The sequence below is a fragment of the Streptomyces spinosisporus genome (assembly GCF_022698145.1).
Lineage (GTDB): Bacteria > Actinomycetota > Actinomycetes > Streptomycetales > Streptomycetaceae > Streptomyces > Streptomyces spinosisporus.
On the sequence record NZ_JALDAX010000005.1, the window covers coordinates 417,099 to 434,435 of the forward strand.

A 17,337-nucleotide genomic window follows, 5' to 3' on the forward strand; every position below is an offset into this window, starting at 1 on the left:
ACTACCACCGCACGACGCGGCTCCTCCGCAGGTCGGATCTTCCGGGCACTCGGCGGGTGAAGCCGCAAATCCGCACGTACCGTCGAATGCATGACGCACATCGACGCGGGCGCCGAGCTCGACCCTGTGCACCCCGTGCCCGTCCCGGTCTCCGCGCGCGGACTGACCGCCGCCGAGGTCGCCGAACGGGTCGCGCGCGGCCAGGTCAACGACGTCCCGGTGCGCAGCAGCCGGTCGATGGGCGAGATCGTCCGGGCGAACGTCTTCACCCGGTTCAACGCGATCATCGGCCTGCTGTGGCTGATCATGCTGTTCGTCGCGCCGTTCCAGGACAGCCTCTTCGGCTATGTGATCCTCGCCAACACCGGCATCGGCATCATCCAGGAGTGGCGGGCGAAGAAGACCCTGGACTCCCTCGCCGTGATCGGGGAGGCGCGGCCCACGGTGCGGCGCGAGGGGGTGGCCGCCGAGGTCAGCACCTCACAGATCGTGCTGGACGACCTGATCGAGATCGGGCCCGGCGACAAGGCTGTCGTCGACGGCGTGTGCGTCGAGACCGACGGCCTGGAGATCGACGAGTCGCTGCTCACCGGCGAGGCCGACCCGGTGGTCAAACGGCCCGGGGACCCGATCATGTCGGGCAGTTTCGTCGTCGCGGGCGGCGGCGCCTTCAAGGCCACCAAGGTGGGCCGCGAGGCCTACGCCGCCCAACTGGCCGAGGAGGCCTCCCGCTTCACCCTCGTCCACTCCGAGCTGCGCACCGGCATCTCGACCATCCTCAAGTACGTGACCTGGATGATGGTCCCGACCGCGATCGGCCTGGTCATCAGCCAACTGGTCGTCAAGGAGCACGGGTTCAAGGACTCGGTCGCACGCACGGTGGGCGGGATCGTGCCGATGGTCCCCGAGGGGCTGGTGCTGCTGACGTCGGTCGCCTTCGCGATAGGCGTGATCCGGCTCGGCCGCAAACAGTGCCTCGTGCAGGAACTCCCCGCGATCGAGGGCCTCGCCCGCGTCGACACCGTCTGCCTCGACAAGACCGGCACCCTCACCGAGGGCGGCATGGACGTCACCGAGCTCAGGCCGCTGCAGGGCGCCGACGAGTCGTACGTCCGCAAGGTCCTCGGCGCCCTCGGCGAGTCCGACCCGCGGCCCAACGCCTCCCTCCAGGCGATCATCGACGCCTACCCGGACGTCGAGGACTGGCGCTGCACCGAGTCCCTGCCCTTCTCCTCGGCGCGCAAGTACAGCGGCGCCACCCTCAGCGAGGGCGACGGCGAGTCGGGCACCTGGCTGCTGGGGGCGCCCGACGTGCTGCTGGCCGAGGACGACCCGGCCGTCGCGGAGACCGCGCGCCTGAACGAACAGGGCCTGCGGGTGCTGTTGCTCGCCCGCGCCGCGCGTGACCTCGACGATCCCGAGCCCGCGGTGGGCGCCCGGCCCACGGCCCTCGTCGTCCTCGAACAGCGGCTGCGGCCCGACGCCGCCGACACCCTGCGCTACTTCGCCGAGCAGGACGTCAGCGCCAAGGTCATCTCCGGCGACAACGCGGTGTCCGTGGGCGCGGTGGCCGCGAAGCTGGGCCTGACCGGCACGACCGTCGACGCCCGGCGGCTGCCCGCGGAGCCGGACCCGATGGCGCGGGCGCTGGAGGAGGGCACGGTGTTCGGGCGGGTGACCCCGCAGCAGAAGCGGGACATGGTGGGCGCGCTGCAGTCCCGCGGACACACGGTCGCGATGACCGGCGACGGCGTCAACGACGTCCTCGCCCTCAAGGACGCGGACATCGGCGTGTCCATGGGCTCGGGCTCGGAGGCCACCCGGGCCGTCGCGCAGATCGTGCTGCTCAACAACAGCTTCGCGACCCTGCCGTCGGTGGTCGCGGAGGGCCGGCGGGTCATCGGCAACATCACCCGGGTCGCCACCCTGTTCCTGGTGAAGACGGTCTACTCGGTGCTGCTTGCGCTGCTGGTGGTGTGCTGGCAGGTGGAGTACCCCTTCCTGCCCCGCCACCTGACGCTGCTGTCCACGCTGACGATCGGCGTCCCGGCCTTCTTCCTCGCCCTGGCCCCCAACAAGGAACGGGCCAGGCCCCACTTCGTACGGCGGGTCATGCGGTACGCGATCCCGGGCGGACTGGTGGCCGGTACGGCGACCTTCGTGACGTATCTGATCGCCCGCCACCACTACAGCGGACCGGATCAGCTGGACGCGGAGACCAGCGCGGCGACCCTGACGCTCTTCCTGATCTCGATGTGGGTCCTCGCGATCGTCGCCCGCCCCTACACCTGGTGGCGGCTCGCCCTCGTCGCCGCGATGGGCGTGGCGTTCCTGTTCGTGCTGGCCGTGCCGTGGCTCCAGCACTTCTTCGCGCTGAAGCTGGTCGGCGTCACGATGCCCTGGCTCGCGGTCGGCATCGCGGCGGTGGCGGCGGCCGCCCTGGAACTGCTGTGGAGACTGGTCGACCGCCGCGTTCCCGCGTGAGCCCCCTAGGGGGTGCGGGACTTACTGGACGTCGACGTAGTCGCCCGCTGCGCTCACGGCCGGGGTGGTGGACGTGCCCGCGAAGCTGTAGCGGAAGTAGCCGTCGACCGTCGCCGTGGTCGTGGTCTTCAGGGTGCCGGTCGAGCTGGTCTTGATGGTCTTCAGCGTGGTGTAGGTGCTGGAGCTCTTCTTGCGGAACTGCAGCTTCACCGACTGGGTGGCGTAACCGTGGTACTCGTTGTCCTCCCAGTTGGCCCGGGAGAGCTTGCCGGTGACCGTGACGGTCTTGCCCTTCTTCACCGGCTCCGGCGAGGCGTTGACCGTCAGCTTCGAGTAGCGCTGGAGGAGGGTCGAGCCGAGGCCGCCCTGCAGCGAGAAGTCGTCGGAGCTGTACTGCAGCGCGATCGCGCCCGCCGACCACTTGCCCGCGTCGGAGTTGATCAGATCGCCCGCGGCCGGGTAGATGTCGATCTTGCCGGTGCACTTGGCGGTGGTGGTCGAGGTGACCGTGCAGCTCGCCGGGGCCTCGCCGCCCAGCAGCACCTCCGGGCTGTCGATCGAGCCCTTGTAGATGACCGGTCCGCTGTCGAAGTCGTCCGACGTGACGTCGTAGTTCGCACCGTGGGTCAGGGTGTAGGTGACCGTGGTGCTGACGTGGTTGGTGGTGCCCACCTTGACCGCCGAGGCGATCTTGAGGTTGGAGAAGGTGACGCCGAGGTCCGCGGCGGCGTCGGCGTCGGCGGTGCGGAACGCGGTGCTGCCGGTGTGCCCGGCGAGGACCTTCGCGGCCTCGGCCCGGAACGACGGCGCGGCATCGGCGGCCTGCGCGGCCGGCACGGCCAGGGCGGAGAGGGCCAGGGCGCCGGAGACGGCGGCCACAGTGGCACGAATGCGCATGTGCTTCCTCAAGTGGAGAAAGTGATCAGTGAGCCTCTTGGCTCACTGATCAGATGCGCGTCAAAGGCGATTGGTTGTACGACTGGTGAAATATTTGTGCGGAACTTGAAACCGCCGGGGGCACCTCAGTCGAACCAGCGGTCTCTCGCCAACTCCTCGGTGCGGGAGGGGTCTTCCAGGAGGGCCGCCACCTCGAAGCGGCGGGGCCACTGGCCCGCCGCCCAGGCGAGACCCGCGGCGACGCCCTCCAGGGTCGCGGCGTGCAGCACGCCGTCCGCGGTCAGGCGCCAGTCCAGTTCCACGCCGTCGACGACGAGTTCCTCGTGCTCGACGTAGGTCGCGGGGGTGCGCGCCCCGAGCAGCACCCGCACCGGCTCCGGTACGTCGTGCTCGGTGCCCTCGGAGGTCACCTCGCCGGTGACGGACTCGCTCAGCCGCCGCACCTGGAACAGCTCGGCCAGCTCGGCCGCCCGCGCGGGACGCACCGGCAGCAGCGGGACGCCCTCGGTGAAGGGCAGCAGGTCGGGCGAGTCGACGACCACGGCCCGGGCCGCGTCCACCACCTCGACGCGGCCGTCGACGACGGCGCGCAGCTCGTCCGGCAGGGTCACCTGCTCGGGGTCCAGGTCGGCCAGGGCGCCGTAGAGGGCGTGCAGTTGGGCCCCGGTGACGGTGCGGTCGGGGTCGGCGAGCCGGTCGAGCAGCTCGGCGGCGCCGCCCGGCTCGTCAAGGAGCGAGGCCACCGACGTACGCACGCCGAGCGCCCGCAGCACCTGCTCGTCCTCGAACCCGGTCGCATCCGCCTCGTCGTACAGTCCGCGCAGCAGCGGGTCGCCGCCGGAGGCGAGCAGCCCGGCGGGCCGTCTTCCGTCGATCACCGGGTGCCCGCGCAACCACCAGGCGGTGTACGGCCGTACGACCTCGTGCGTGCCGTCGGGCAGCAGGATGCGCACCTGCTGGGTGAGCGCGTCGCGCAGCGGCGGCTGCGCGAGCTGGGCCAGCGCCTGCGGCCACTTGTCGTCGTCCACGAGCTCCAGGTCCCGTACGGCGATCAGCTCGGTGGCGACCGGCGGCACCGGCGTGTCCGGGAAGCGGTCCAGGACGTCCTCGCACCACACGTCGACGGCGTCCAGCAGCCCGGGGTCGTCGGGTTCGGCGAAGTCGCCCTCGCGGGGCTCCAGTTCGTCCGGGTCGAGGACGACATCGGTGGCCCGTACGAGCGCGAAGCCCGCGAGCACACCGCAGGCGGCCAGCGGCTGCTGTCCCCACTTCTCCGCCAACTCGGCGTCGACGGTGGCGAGTTCGTCCTCGCGCATGACCTGGTGGAAGGGGCTGCCGGGGAACACCAGCTCACCGGCGGGGGCGAGCTCACCGTCCTCGTCGGGCAGCGCGAGTGCACCCAGCCACGGCTCGTCGCCGGCGTCGAGGCCCGCGTCCCGCACGAGCGCGAGCACCGTGTCGGCCAGCTCCTCGGCGTCCGGGGCGTCCTGCTCCCAGTCCAGTGCGCCGTCGTCGTCGAGCGAGGCGGCGACGGCGGCCCGCACCTGCGGGGTGGTGAGCACGGCGCGGGCGGTGGCGGGCAGCGCGCCGAGCTTCTCCAGCAGGGGGTGGGCCGCGTCCGGGTGGGCGACCTTCAGGCCGAGCCGGGCGAGCAGTTCCGGGTCGACGCGCGCGGCGTCCGGTGTGGGCAGCAGCACCTGACGGGGCCCGATGGTGGTCCGTCCGTCGGCGAGCGGCACGGGCAGCCCGGAGAGCCGGTCGGGGTCGACCCCGGCGAGGCTGTCGTAGAGCCGCTGCCACCAGCCGGGGTCCTTCTCCAGACCGGCCAGCCGGTCGACGGCGTCGGTGAGCGGGATCCGGGCGACGCCCAGGGTCCGCAGTTCCACGCGCCGTTCGAGACCTGCGGGCAGCAGGGTCGGCAGCACCTCGGCGAGGACCCGCACGGTGTCGGCGCCGGCCCCCTCGACGATCTCGGCGTCCCGGGGGCGCAGGGCCTCGGGCAGCTCGGAGTCCAGGTCCTGCGCGCCGGGCTCGGCGGCGACGGGGTGGGCGGGCGAGCCCGTCGCGGGGAGCGCGGGCGGGAGGAACTCCGTGCGCGGCAGCCGCTCCAGGATCGCCTGCCGCAGCGCCCCGTCCAGCTCGCCCTTGCCCAGCGGGCCGGGCACCAGAGCGATGATGCCCTCGCCCACCGGGCGCCAGTCGGCGAGGAGTTGGGCGTAGGAATCGGCGGCGCGCTGTACGAGGAAGTCGGTGAGGGGGCCGGGGGCCGCGTGCCGGCGCGTGGTGTCGAGGGGGAAGGAGGCGATGAGCAGGGCGGGCACGCCCAGCGGCTCGTCGCTCGGCGTCGGGGCGTGCACGACGGGGCTGGTGCGCGGGCGGCCCGGGCTCCCGTCGGGGTCGGCGGGCACGGCCCAGGTGAGGGACCAGTGCGGGCGCAACCGCTCCTCGACGGGCCGGTCGGCCAGCAGGTCCGGGGTGAGCGGGCCGTGCTCGGCGACGGTACGCCAGCGAGTGGTGCCGTGCGCGGAGTCCTCGACGACGGTGAAGGGCCCGTCGGCGCTGCGGCGCAGCGTGCGGGGAGCGTCGTCGCCGATCTCGATCACGACTTCCGCGAGGCCGGGCAGGGCGAGCAGCAGGGCGTCGTCGACGGCGGCGAGCAGGCGTTCGGCGAGGTCGGCGGCGGCCGTGTCGCGCAGCGGGAGGATGACGGCCGTGTCGTAGGGGTCGGGGGCGGTGCCCTCGGCGGCGAAGGGCAGGCGCAGCAGCGGAACGTGCCCGTCACGGCGGCGGATCTCGTCGCCGAGCCCCGGGCTGTGCCCCGCGGTCTCGGCGGCCAGCTCCCGCGCCTCGGCCAGGGACCAGCGCACACCGCCGTGGCGGCCGACGACGGCGGGCTCGTCGGTGACGGCGAGCACGGCGGCGAAGCCGACGCCGAAGCGTCCGACGGTGCTCTCCTCGTCGTCCCGCTTGGCGGAGGCCCGCAGGGTGGCCAGCGACTCGACGCCCGTCGCGTCCAGCGGGGCACCGGTGTTGGCGGCGACGAGGACACCGTCGCGGAGGGTGAGCCGCAGCCGGCCTTCCCGGTGGGCGCGGGCCGCGGCGTCGGCGGCGTTCTGGGCGAGCTCGACGACGAGCCGGTCGCGGTAGCCGCCGAGGACGAGGTCCTCCTCGGCGTTGGCGTCCTCACGGAACCGGGCCGGGCTGGTGGCCCAGGCGTCGAGCACACCCCGCCTGAGACGGGCGGTCCCGAAGGCGTCCGCACCCTCGGCTGCCGGCCGCACGAACTTGCTCACGGTGACTCTCCTCATCGGCCCTCGTCGGCGTGAGGTCGAAGGTACCGCGAGTTGCGGCCCGCTCCCGCCGACAGAGACCCGGCCCGGATCCGGCATCCGGAACCCGCTCGCCGGGCACCCCCGGGGCCGGACACGGCAGGCGCGGGCGCAGGACTACGAGTGACCCAACTCCGCCGAGGAGTCGTCCGAGACAACCGATACGGAACCGGAATCCGCCGCGGGCCGCAGCGGGAACGGATCCACCCTCGTCTCGTCGATCACCGGCGCCGCCGGCTGCGGCGGCTTGGGCATGACGGCCGCCTCGGAGTGCCCGCCGCAGCCGTACGCGAGGGAGACCACCCGGCCGTCGGCCGGCGAGAACTCGTTGGCGCAGACGCCGAAGGCCTGCCCGAGCGTGCCACCGATCGGCTGCAGGAAGCCGCAGCTCACACAGGAGGCGGGCGCCGCCTGCGCCATCGGCGTCTTCGCGCCGTACGCCTCCTCCCAGCGGTCCGCGGCGATGTGCAGGCCGTAGCGCGAGAGGACCCGGGCCCGGCCCATGCCCAGCTCCGCGGCGACGGCCGCGATGGAGCCACGGGCCGGTGCGACGGGCAGGCTGGCGGGCGCGCCCGCGGTGACCTCCGCGTCCTCCGCCTCCACCAGCTCCGCCATCTGCGTGGACACCGCGGAGTCCGGTGCCGGCTCGTCCTCGCCCGAGAACCCGGGCTCCAGACGCAGATCCTCCGCGTCCGTGGGCAGCAGGTCACCGGGGCCCATGTCGCCGGGCCGCAGCCGCTCGCTCCACGGCACCCACTCCGGGGCGAGCAGCGCGTCCGGGCCGGGCAGCAGCACGACCTCGTCCAGCGTGACGACCTTGGCGCGAGAGGCGCGCGCGACCGTCACCGCCCAGCGCCAGCCCCGGTACCCGAGCTCCTTGCACTCGAAGAAGTGCGTGACAACGCGGTCGCCCTCCGACTCCAGGCCCGCGTGCTCGCCCACCACCCCGGGCGCGGCAGCCTCCTCGGCTGCGGCACGGGCGAGGTCGACCGCCTCGGCGCACAGGCGGTCGGGGGTGCGGCTTCGCGTTGTCGCTGCGCTCACAGGTATCGCTTCTCTCCTACGCCGTCACTCGGGTGCGCCGGCCTGAAGGCGATGGGTGCGGACGGAGCGGACCGAAGGACCGCGTCGACGCCCGCGCCCGATCGCACTCGGGCGCACCTCGTACATCCATTCTGCGGGATGTCCGTAAGGCGCGCGGCCGAGAACGTTCGCCACGACGCGCTACGCACGCTACCTTCTCGCGACCGCTCGGCCTACACCGACGGGACGTTTCCCCTCGTCCCGCTCCGCCGAACCCCCGCTCCCGCGCCGCCCGCGGACCGATCAACTCGTCAAGTACGCGCCCATACGCGCGGTAACCGCACTACACACAGGTTTCTCGGGGCACTATGACGGAGTGGCAGCCGCAAGGACGCCCCAAGGGACCGCCAAGGTCGGCGGGATCAAGGGCACCAGTCGTCGTGGCGGTTCGGGCCGGTTCGGCGGGTCCGTCCGCGCCATCGGCCGTGCCCTGCACTTCCCGGTGACCGGAACCGCCCGCGGGATCAGGAAGGCGACCCACGCGCACGGCGCGGGCGAGTCGGGCCTCGGCAAGCTGATCGAACTGCACGGGGTGAACGGCGCGGGCGACGTCATGGTGACCGTCGCCCTCGCCTCCACCGTCTTCTTCTCCGTACCGACCGACGAGGCACGCGGACGCGTCGCGCTCTACCTCGCCATCACCATGGCCCCGTTCACGGTCCTCGCCCCGGTGGTCGGCCCGCTCCTGGACCGGCTGCCGCACGGCCGCCGGGCCGCGATGGCGGGCTCGATGCTCGCCCGGGCGCTGCTCGCGCTGATCATCGCGAGCGCCGTCTCCAGCGGCAGCCTGCAGCTGTATCCGGCCGCACTCGGCGTACTGGTCGCCTCCAAGGCCTACGGTGTGGTGCGCAGCGCCGTGGTCCCCCGGCTGCTGCCGCCCCGCTTCTCCCTGGTCAAGGCCAACTCCCGGGTCACGCTGGGCGGCCTCCTCGCCACCGGAGTCGCCGCCCCGATCGGGGCCGGGCTGCATGCCATAGGACCGCGCTGGCCGCTCTACGGCGCCTTCGTGATCTACATCTGGGGCATGTTCCTGTCCTTCTCGCTGGCCCCGAAGGTCGACTCGGCCAAGGGCGAGGACGTCGCCCTGCTCGCCGCGGACGAGCAGCATCTGCACGGGCCGCACCGCAAGCCGCTCAAGCGGCCGGGCCTGCGCACGGTCGGCCTCGCGGTCACCCACGCGATCGGCGCCAACGCCACCCTGCGCTGGCTGTCCGGCTTCCTGACCTTCTTCCTCGCCTTCCTGCTCAGAGAGCACCCGCTGACCGGCTCCAGCGCGGCCGTCTCCCTCGGCATGGTGGCCGTCGCGGCGGGCGCCGGGAACGCGCTGGGCACGGCGGTCGGCTCGTGGCTGAGACAACGGGCGCCGGAGATCATCATCGTGACCGTCGTCTCGATCGTGCTGGGCGCGGCCATCGTCGCGGCGATCTTCTTCGGCGCGCTCCTGGTGGCCTGCCTCGCCGCGGTCGCCGGGTTCTCGCAGGCGCTGGCCAAGCTGTCCCTGGACGCGCTGATCCAGCGGGACGTGCCCGAGCTGGTGCGCACCTCGGCGTTCGCCCGCTCGGAGACGATGCTGCAGATGGCGTGGGTGCTGGGCGGCGCGGTCGGCATCGTGATGCCGCTCAACGGCACGGGGGGTCTGTGCCTGGCGGCCGCGGTGATCGCCCTGGGCCTGTTCACCACGCTGCGCGGGCTGCTCAGCTCGGCCCGGCACGGCGGGGCCGCGCGACCCCGCGTGGCGTAACAGCGGGCCACGCCGCACCCCAGGTAAAGGAGCCGCCGGAGGCGCCCTATAGCCTGCCGTCATGACCTCGATGCCACGCGGCGGAGCCGCAGATGTCACCGCCGCCGCGCGACGCCGCCACACCGTCGCCGCCGTCGGCGCCGTTTCCGCCGGACTGCTCGTGCTGTCGGCGTGCGACAAGCCGACGCCCCTGTCCACGATCACCGTCGGCCGCTCGTCCGTCAGCTCGGAGGCCACCTGCGGAGGCGAGGGCAAGACCCTGCAGACCGCGGACCTGACCGAGTGCCTGAAGGCCAAGGACATCAAGTCCATCAAGGTCGACCCCGACGAGACGGTCCGCTTCGGTGTGGACCCCGAGATCGCCGACAAGCGGTGGACGATCCTGATGAACGGTCAGCCGCTGACCGAGGACAGCGACAAGACCTACCGCACCGTCCCGGGCAGCGTGTTCTTCAACCAGCAGTACGGCGCCACCGGCAACTCGACGCTGGTCACCATCAAGGCCGGCGACGGCAAGAAGAACGCCACCGCGGCCACCGGTCTGTGGTCGTTCCGGCTCAAGAAGGACGACTGACCACGTCCTCCATGGCCCCCGTACGCGTCCTCGTGGCCACCGCGGTCCCCGCCGAACGGGACGCGGTGGAGCGGGCGTTCACGGGGGCGGGCCGGACCGTGATCGCCGCCGGGGTGGGCCCGGCCCTCGTCGCCGCGGGCACGGCGACCGCCCTGACCACCGCCGCCCTGAGCGGCGACCCCTACGGCCTCGTGGTGTCCGCGGGGATCGCGGGCGGATTCGCGCCCGGGGCGCCCGTCGGTTCGCTCGTCGTCGCCGACGAGATCACCGCGGCCGATCTCGGTGCCGAGACCGCCGAGGGGTTCGTGCCGGTCACCGAACTGGGCTTCGGCACCGTCACCCACCGTCCGCCGGAAGCACTCGTACGAGAGCTCTCGGCGGCGACCGGTGCGCGCACCGGAGCCGTACTGACGGTCTCCACGGTGACCGGCACCGCCGCGCGCGCCGCCGCCCTGCGCGCCCGTCATCCCCGCGCGCTGGCCGAGGCCATGGAGGGCTTCGGGGTGGCCGAGGCGGCCGCCGCGCACGGTGTGCCGGTGCTGGAGATCCGCGCGGTGTCCAATCCCGTCGGGCCGCGCGACCGTGCCGCCTGGCGCATCGGTGACGCCCTCGCCGCGCTGACCGAGGCGTTCGGGAAGATCGCGCCCGTCCTGGAGAGTTGGAACCCGTATGACCAGTGAGCAGCCCCTGCAGATCGCCTACTCGCCCTGCCCGAACGACACCTTCGTCTTCGACGCCCTCGCGCACGGCCGGGTGCCGGGTGCGCCCGCGCTCGACGTGACCTTCGCGGACATCGACATCACCAACGGCATGGCCGAACGCGGCGAGTTCGACGTCCTGAAGGTGTCGTACGCCGTGCTGCCGTACGTCCTCGACGAGTACGCGCTGCTGCCGTGCGGGGGTGCGCTGGGGCGGGGGTGCGGGCCGCTGGTGCTGACCCGCGAGGCCGGGGCCGACCTGACCGGCCGGACCGTCGCCGTACCGAGCGAGAAGTCGACCGCCTATCTGCTGTTCCGGCTGTGGGCGGCGGACACCGTGCCCGGCGGGGTCGGCGAGATCGTGGTCATGCCCTTCCACGAGATCATGCCGGCCGTGCGGGACGGGAAGGTCGACGCGGGACTCGTCATCCACGAGGCACGCTTCACATACCAGAACTACGGGCTGCACAAGCTCGCCGACATGGGCGAGCACTGGGAGAACACCACCGGACTGCCGATCCCCCTGGGCGCGATCGTCGCGAAGCGCTCTCTGGGCCCGGCCACCCTGACGACCCTCGCCGACGCGATCCGCACCTCCGTCCACTCCGCCTGGGCCGACCCCGAGGCCTCCCGCCCGTACGTCATGGACCACGCCCAGGAAATGGACCCCTCCGTCGCCGACCAGCACATCGGCCTCTACGTCAACGAGTTCACCGCCGACCTCGGCGAGGACGGCTACGCAGCCATCCGCGGCCTGTTGACCCGAGCAGCAGCAGAGGGCCTCGTCCCGGCCCTGGGCCCGGACGCTCTGTCGTTCCCGTGAGCAGCAGCGGAAGAACATGCGCACCGGGCCCGGAGGGGCTCACCTCGGGCCCGGTGCGCTGGAATTCCCGTAACCGCTATACGTCGAGTTGGTCCGCGACCGCTCGCAGCAGGCCCGCGATCTTCTTGCCCGAGGTCTTGTCGGGGTAGCGGCCCTTCTCGAGCATCGGGGTGATGTTCTCCAGAAGGGTCGTCAAATCCTGGACGATGGAGGCGAGTTCGTCGGGTTTCTTGCGGGTGGCGGCCGCGACCGAGGGCGTCGGATCCAGGACGGTGACCGAGAGCGCCTGGTCACCGCGCTGGCCGGCGACCACACCGAACTCCACTCGCTGACCGGGCTTGAGCGTGTCCACTCCGGCGGGGAGTACCGAGGAATGCACGAAGACGTCACCGCCGTCGTCACGGGAGAGAAAGCCGAAGCCCTTCTCACTGTTGAACCACTTGACCTTGCCAGTCGGCACGACTGTCCTCGTCCTCGTACTCGTCGGAAAACTGCTTCGGAAACTGCTCTTGATAGCGGTCGGGCGGGCCGTCGCGGACCCGCCGGTACCAAGGCTAATGCTCTTCAGGCCGGTGACAAGACGTCGCCGGGTTGTTCCTTCGGGCAGGGAACTACCCTGGTCCGGTGCGTGACAAAACCCAAACGAATTCCGCCGAGCCCGGTGACCGACTGATCCGTGCCGGTGCCATCGTGTTCTTCCTCGGCGCGGTGGCCACACTCGTCACTGTGGCTCCGCTCTTCCTCCACGCGACCCCATTTCCCACCTACATGTTCGGATTGAGCATGCTCATGGGGATCGGCTTCCTGATGGCGGCAGCCGGCCTACTGCAGTCGATTTCGGCCGGCCGCCGTCAGGCCCGCACCGGACGGTAGTCGGCGAGCCACCCGGGGAACTGCGTGAGGTCGTCGAGCACGACATCCGCCCCGGCCGCGCTCAACTCCTCGGCGCTGCACGGCCCGGTCGCCACCGCGAGGGCCAGGGCGTCGGCCTTGCGCGCGCCGCGCACATCGCCGATGTGGTCACCGACGTAGATGCTCGCGCCGTGCTCGCGCAGCGCCTCCGCCTTCTGCTCGGCCCACAGGTTGCCGACCACCTCGTCCGGGTGGATGCCCAGGTGCTCCAGGTGCAGCTTGGCGTTGGGTTCGTACTTGGCGGTCACGACGATCGCGCGTCCCCCGGCCGCCCTGACCGCGTCCACGGCCTCGCGCGCACCGGGCATCTCCAGCGTCGCCTCGATGGCGAACGCCGGGTACATCGACCGATACAGATCGGCCATTTCCGCGATCCGGTCCTCGGGGAACCAGTTGATCAGCTCCTCGGCGAGCGGCGGCCCGAGCCGGGTGACCGCCAGGTCGGCGTCGATGTAGGTCCCCGTCCGCTCCGCGAGCGCCTGGTAGCAGGCGCGGATGCCGGGGCGGGAGTCGATCAGGGTCATGTCGAGGTCGAAGCCGACGGTCGGGGCGGGAGCAGTCGTGGAGGCCATATGGGCCATTGTGCCCAGGCGACATGGCCAAAAGGCGTCCGGCCGGTGTGACCTACATCTTCCTTGCCGGGGCTGGAGGAGTCGTCCTCGGCCGCGCTACAGCCTCCGCTGCGAGCGCCACACCACGTACAGCGCGCTCAGCACCGCCGCCCCGCGCACCACCCAGGGCCAGGTCTCGGAGATCGCGTCGTTCATGTGGCCCTCGGCGATGGGGTCGCCCCAGCGGCCGTCGTTCCTGCCCCACAGCCAGACGAGCCCGGCGGCGACCGCGAGGCCCGGCATGCCGGCGACCGCCCACTTCGACTCGTTCGGGGTCAGCCGGCGCGAGGCGTAGGCGATCAGCCAGCCGAGCAGCAGGGCGAACCAGTTGCCGAGGACCGCGCCGGCGACGAGCAGTGCGGCGGCGATCAGCAGCAGCGGGTTGCTCCAGCCTCCGGCGGGGAGCAGGAAGCGGCGGCGACGGCCCGCGGTGGTCTCCGGTACGACCTCCACCTCTTCGGCCTCGACGGGCTTCGCGGTGGCCGGTTCCTGCTCCTTCTCGGGCTTGTCCGGTTCCTGCGGCCGCGGCGGCTTGAGCAGTTCCGGGATCTCCACACCGCCGGTGAACCCGGGCACGCTCTCGCCGAACGGCGTCGCCTCGACCCGCCACCAGTCGGGCTGGGTCGCGCTGCCGCCGAGTTCCTGGGCGCTCGCCAGGTGCGGTGGTGTGGGGGCTTCGGAGGCGGCGGGCGGCTGGGGTTCGGCGGGGCGCGGCCGCGGCACCCGGCGCAGGCTCTTCGGCAGCCGCCTGGTCTCCGGCTCCGCCTCGTCGTCCCGCTGTACGGGCACATGGGTGGGGGCCGGCTGGGGCGCGGAACCCGTGGCTCCGGCGGCGGCGACGACCTCGTCGGGGGTGCCGAGCCGGGAGAGGATGCGGCGCACCGCGGCGGGAGAGTCCACGGTGGTCTTCGCGCGGCGCCGGTCGATCTCGCCCCGCAGCTCCGACACCAGGCGCATGCGCACCGACGACGGCAACTGCCGCTGCTGAGCCACGTCGCCGACGCGGCTCAGATACTCGTAGACGACCTTGTCACTCTCGATACCCACGAAGTCCCCTCCGGGGCGGCTGTGTTGGATGTCCCGTGGTGACGACGGTAGCGCAGCCCGCAGCACACGGAGCCGGCCGACGGGCCACCCCGGCGCACGGGCGCCGTCGCTCCGCCGGCGCGGGCGCCCCCGATCGACCCGTGCGGGCGTCCCCGCTCCACCGGTGCGCCCGTCCTCACCCCTCCCGTGCGCGCGCCGTCCCGTTCTCGTGGTGGTCGGCCGCTGTGGGTGTGGGGCACCCGCTACCGTGGGGCGGATGAGCAGTCCGGCCACAACGCCCCGGTCCCTCGCGGAGGCGCTCCGCGCCAGGGACGACGCGTCCCTGGCCGCTCTGCTGCGCGCCCGTCCCGACCTCATCACGCCCGTTCCGACCGACCTGACCCAGCTGGCGACGCGGGCCGGTACGCGCGCCTCGGTCGTACGCGCCCTGGAGCGGCTGGACCGGTTCGCGCTGCAGACGGCGCAGGCGCTGGCGGTGGCGCCGGACCCGGCGGGATACGACGTGCTGCTCGGGCTGATGAGCGGCGACGAGGGCGACCCGGCGGTCGAGGCGGCGCTGCCCCGTGCCGTCGCCACCCTGCGCGAGCAGGCCCTGGTGTGGGGCGGCGACGACCGGCTGCGTCTGGTGCGCACGGCCCGTGAGCTGCTCGCCCCGTCGCCGCAGCACCCCTCGCCGACAGGGCTCGGGCCGACCGTGCAGGAGGCTGCGGCGGGTATGTCGCCGGGGCGGATCCAGGAGATCGTCGCCGCCGCCGGGCTGCCCTCGACGCACGACTCCGTCTCCGCGATCGCCGCTCTCACCGCGCTGTTCGGGGACCGCGAGCGGATGGCGGCGCTGCTGGCCGGGGCGCCCGCCGAGTCGCGTGAGGTGCTGGACCGGCTGGTGTGGGGTCCGCCGTACGGCCAGGTCACCGCCCATCCGGCGCCCCGGCTGCGCTGGCTGCTCGACCGCGGGCTGCTGCTGCCGACGGCGCCCGGCACGGTCGTACTCCCCCGTGAGGTGGCCCTGCGGCTGCGCGGCGGGCGGGCGCATCGCAGCACCGAGCCGCTGCCGCCCGCCCTGGAGGTGACCGGCACGCACCGTCCACAGGTGGTGGACGCGACGGCGGCCGGACAGGCGTACACGGCGCTGGCGACGGTGGAGGAGCTGCTGAAGGACTGGGACGAGGGCGGGCCCGCGGTGCTGCGGGCCGGCGGCCTGAGCGTGCGTGACCTCAAGCGGACCGCCGTGGCGCTGGACGTCTCCGAGCCCGTCGCCGCCTTCTGGGTCGAACTCGCCTACGCCGCCGGGCTGCTGGCCTCCGACGGGGAGGCCGACGAGCGGTACGCGGCCACCCCCGCCCACGACGAGTGGCTGGAGCTGCCGCCCGCCGAGCGGTGGGCGCAGCTGGCGCAGGCCTGGCTGACGGCGACGCGGACGGCGGGGGTCGTCGGGGGGCGGGACGCGAAGGACCGTACGTTGTCGGCACTCGGCCCGGGCCTCGACCGCAGCGCCGCGCCGGAGGTACGGCACCGGGTGCTGAGCCTGCTGGCCGGGCTGCCCCAGGGGGCGTCGCCGTCCGCGGACTCCGTGCTGGCGCGGCTGCGCTGGGAGCGGCCGCTGCGCGGCCCGCAGCAGGACGACGACCTGCGCGGGCGGCTCGCGACCTGGGCGCTGTCGGAGGCCGAGATGCTCGGCGTGACGGGGCGGGGCGCGCTGTCGGAGCACGGGCGGGCGCTGCTGGGCGCCCCCGCGCCGCGGCCCGCCGATGAGGCGTCCGGCGCGGGCGGGCAGGGCCCCGGCGACAAGCTCCCGGTCCACCATCATGTGCCGCTCCCGCTGGAACCCCTCACCCCCGCCGAACAGGCCACCGCGAGTGCCGCGGCCGCCCGTCTCCTCGCCCCGCTGCTGCCCGAGCCCCTCGACCACGTCCTGCTGCAGGCCGACCTGACGGCGGTGGCGCCCGGCCCGTTGCGGCGGCCGCTGGCGGACATGCTGGGGGTGCTGGCGGACGTGGAGTCGAAGGGCGGGGCGACGGTCTACCGCTTCACGCCGGGTTCGGTGCGCCGGGCGCTGGACGCCGGGCGCGCGGCGTCCGACCTGCACGCGTTCCTGGCCGCGCACTCCCGCACGCCGGTTCCGCAGCCGCTGACGTATCTGATCGACGACGTGGCCCGCAGGCACGGGCATCTGCGGGTGGGGGCGGCCTCGGCGTATGTGCGCTGCGACGACGACGCGCTGCTGAACGAGATCATGGCCGACAAGCGCACCGCGGGCCTGCGCCTGCGCCGCCTCGCCCCCACCGTCCTCGCCACCCAGGCCGACCCGGCGACCCTCCTCGACGGGCTGCGCGCCATGGGCTACGCGCCGGCCGCCGAGTCGGCCGAGGGCGACGTCCTGATCACCCGCGCCGACGCCCACCGCACCCCGCCGCGCTCCGCCCCCGAGCCGGTACCGGACGGCCCGCCGACCCCCGACGCCACGCTGCTCGCGGCCGCGATCCGCGCGATCCGGGCCGGTGACCGGGCCTCCACGACCCCGCGCAAGCAGCCCCCGTCGACGAGCGGCGACCTCCCCCGCACCAGCTCGGCCGAGACCCTCGCCACCATGCAGGCCGCCGCCCTCACCGGCGAAGCCGTCTGGATCGGCTACGTCAACGCCGAAGGCTCCGCCAGCCAACGCGTCATCGCCCCCATCCGCGTCGAGGGCGGCTTCGTAACGGCCTACGACCACACAGCCGACGAGGTCCGCACCTACCCACTGCACCGCGTAACGGGCGTGGCAGAACTCGCGGAAGACTGACCCCGGACCGGTCGCGCCTCCGGTGATCGGCAGACCATGGGGCACGTCGGCCGAAACCTTCGCCACCGCCGCCCTGACCGCTCCACCGCGTGACAGGCGTGGCAGAACTCGCGGAGACTGACCCCAGACCGGTCGGCCCCGGCGATCGGCCGGGCACAAGACACATCGGCCCGGACCCTCACCACCATGCCGCGTGACGGCCCACAACCACAGCTGACGACGTAGACCCCCACCCACTGCACCGCGTGACAGGCGTAGCAGAACTCGCGGAGGACTGATTCCGCACCGGTCCCGCACCGGTCCCGCACGGTCCCGGACCGGTCACGGCCCCCGGTGATCGGCGGAGCATAGGGCAC

At 73.1% G+C, this 17,337-nt stretch carries 13 protein-coding genes; 7 read left to right on the top strand and 6 right to left on the bottom strand.

Translation table 11 applies throughout. The features are described from left to right. Nucleotides 1-90 precede the first annotated feature (90 nt). On the top strand, nucleotides 91-2,484 hold the full coding sequence (locus MQN93_RS16460) for an HAD-IC family P-type ATPase (protein WP_016436662.1): 2,394 nt from the start codon (nucleotides 91-93) through the stop codon (nucleotides 2,482-2,484). 21 nt (nucleotides 2,485-2,505) lie between these two features. Here the strand turns inward: MQN93_RS16460 and MQN93_RS16465 are convergent, their stop codons facing one another. The 3 genes from MQN93_RS16465 to MQN93_RS16475 form a co-directional block, all read right to left on the bottom strand. After that, the gene (locus tag MQN93_RS16465; RefSeq protein ID WP_242710046.1) at nucleotides 2,506-3,381 is read right to left on the bottom strand and encodes a hypothetical protein; all 876 of its coding nucleotides are present in this window, start codon (nucleotides 3,379-3,381) and stop codon (nucleotides 2,506-2,508) included. A 125-nt stretch (nucleotides 3,382-3,506) separates the two neighbouring features. Next, nucleotides 3,507-6,674 carry a sacsin N-terminal ATP-binding-like domain-containing protein gene (locus tag MQN93_RS16470; RefSeq protein WP_242710047.1) on the bottom strand — a complete coding sequence of 1,056 codons (3,168 nt, stop codon included), beginning with the start codon at nucleotides 6,672-6,674 and terminating at the stop codon, nucleotides 3,507-3,509. A 153-nt stretch (nucleotides 6,675-6,827) separates the two neighbouring features. Further along, a complete protein-coding gene (locus MQN93_RS16475; RefSeq protein WP_016436665.1) occupies nucleotides 6,828-7,754 on the bottom strand; it encodes a DUF3027 domain-containing protein in 927 nt (308 codons plus the stop codon). 355 nt (nucleotides 7,755-8,109) lie between these two features. Here MQN93_RS16475 and MQN93_RS16480 point away from each other — a divergent pair, with 355 nt between their 5' ends. The 4 genes from MQN93_RS16480 to MQN93_RS16495 all read left to right on the top strand — a co-directional run bounded on the left by MQN93_RS16480 (nucleotide 8,110) and on the right by MQN93_RS16495 (nucleotide 11,629). Continuing rightward, nucleotides 8,110-9,534 carry an MFS transporter gene (locus MQN93_RS16480; protein ID WP_242710048.1) on the top strand — a complete coding sequence of 475 codons (1,425 nt, stop codon included), beginning with the start codon at nucleotides 8,110-8,112 and terminating at the stop codon, nucleotides 9,532-9,534. A 61-nt stretch (nucleotides 9,535-9,595) separates the two neighbouring features. Then, nucleotides 9,596-10,108 carry a hypothetical protein gene (locus MQN93_RS16485; protein ID WP_016436667.1) on the top strand — a complete coding sequence of 171 codons (513 nt, stop codon included), beginning with the start codon at nucleotides 9,596-9,598 and terminating at the stop codon, nucleotides 10,106-10,108. Between the two features lie 11 nt (nucleotides 10,109-10,119). Continuing rightward, nucleotides 10,120-10,788 carry a futalosine hydrolase gene (locus tag MQN93_RS16490; RefSeq protein WP_016436668.1) on the top strand — a complete coding sequence of 223 codons (669 nt, stop codon included), beginning with the start codon at nucleotides 10,120-10,122 and terminating at the stop codon, nucleotides 10,786-10,788. Further along, nucleotides 10,778-11,629 (top strand): 1,4-dihydroxy-6-naphtoate synthase, encoded by an 852-nt coding sequence (locus MQN93_RS16495; RefSeq protein ID WP_242710049.1) that lies wholly within the window; start codon nucleotides 10,778-10,780, stop codon nucleotides 11,627-11,629. Before MQN93_RS16490 ends, MQN93_RS16495 begins: the two co-directional genes overlap by 11 nt. Before the next feature lie 76 nt (nucleotides 11,630-11,705). Here the strand turns inward: MQN93_RS16495 and MQN93_RS43935 are convergent, their stop codons facing one another. After that, nucleotides 11,706-12,089, bottom strand: coding sequence for a cold-shock protein (locus MQN93_RS43935; protein WP_016436670.1), 384 nt, complete (start codon nucleotides 12,087-12,089; stop codon nucleotides 11,706-11,708). Between the two features lie 164 nt (nucleotides 12,090-12,253). Here MQN93_RS43935 and MQN93_RS16505 point away from each other — a divergent pair, with 164 nt between their 5' ends. Further along, nucleotides 12,254-12,502 (top strand): hypothetical protein, encoded by a 249-nt coding sequence (locus MQN93_RS16505; RefSeq protein ID WP_242710050.1) that lies wholly within the window; start codon nucleotides 12,254-12,256, stop codon nucleotides 12,500-12,502. Here the strand turns inward: MQN93_RS16505 and MQN93_RS16510 are convergent. Continuing rightward, nucleotides 12,481-13,113 (bottom strand): HAD family hydrolase, encoded by a 633-nt coding sequence (locus MQN93_RS16510; RefSeq protein WP_242710051.1) that lies wholly within the window; start codon nucleotides 13,111-13,113, stop codon nucleotides 12,481-12,483. The genes MQN93_RS16505 and MQN93_RS16510 overlap by 22 nt on opposite strands. A gap of 96 nt (nucleotides 13,114-13,209) precedes the next feature. Beyond that, nucleotides 13,210-14,199 (bottom strand): hypothetical protein, encoded by a 990-nt coding sequence (locus tag MQN93_RS16515; RefSeq protein ID WP_242710052.1) that lies wholly within the window; start codon nucleotides 14,197-14,199, stop codon nucleotides 13,210-13,212. A gap of 256 nt (nucleotides 14,200-14,455) precedes the next feature. Here MQN93_RS16515 and MQN93_RS16520 point away from each other — a divergent pair, with 256 nt between their 5' ends. Continuing rightward, nucleotides 14,456-16,981: a helicase C-terminal domain-containing protein gene (locus tag MQN93_RS16520; protein ID WP_242710053.1), complete on the top strand. Its 2,526-nt coding sequence runs from the start codon at nucleotides 14,456-14,458 to the stop codon at nucleotides 16,979-16,981. Nucleotides 16,982-17,337: the final 356 nt, after the last annotated feature.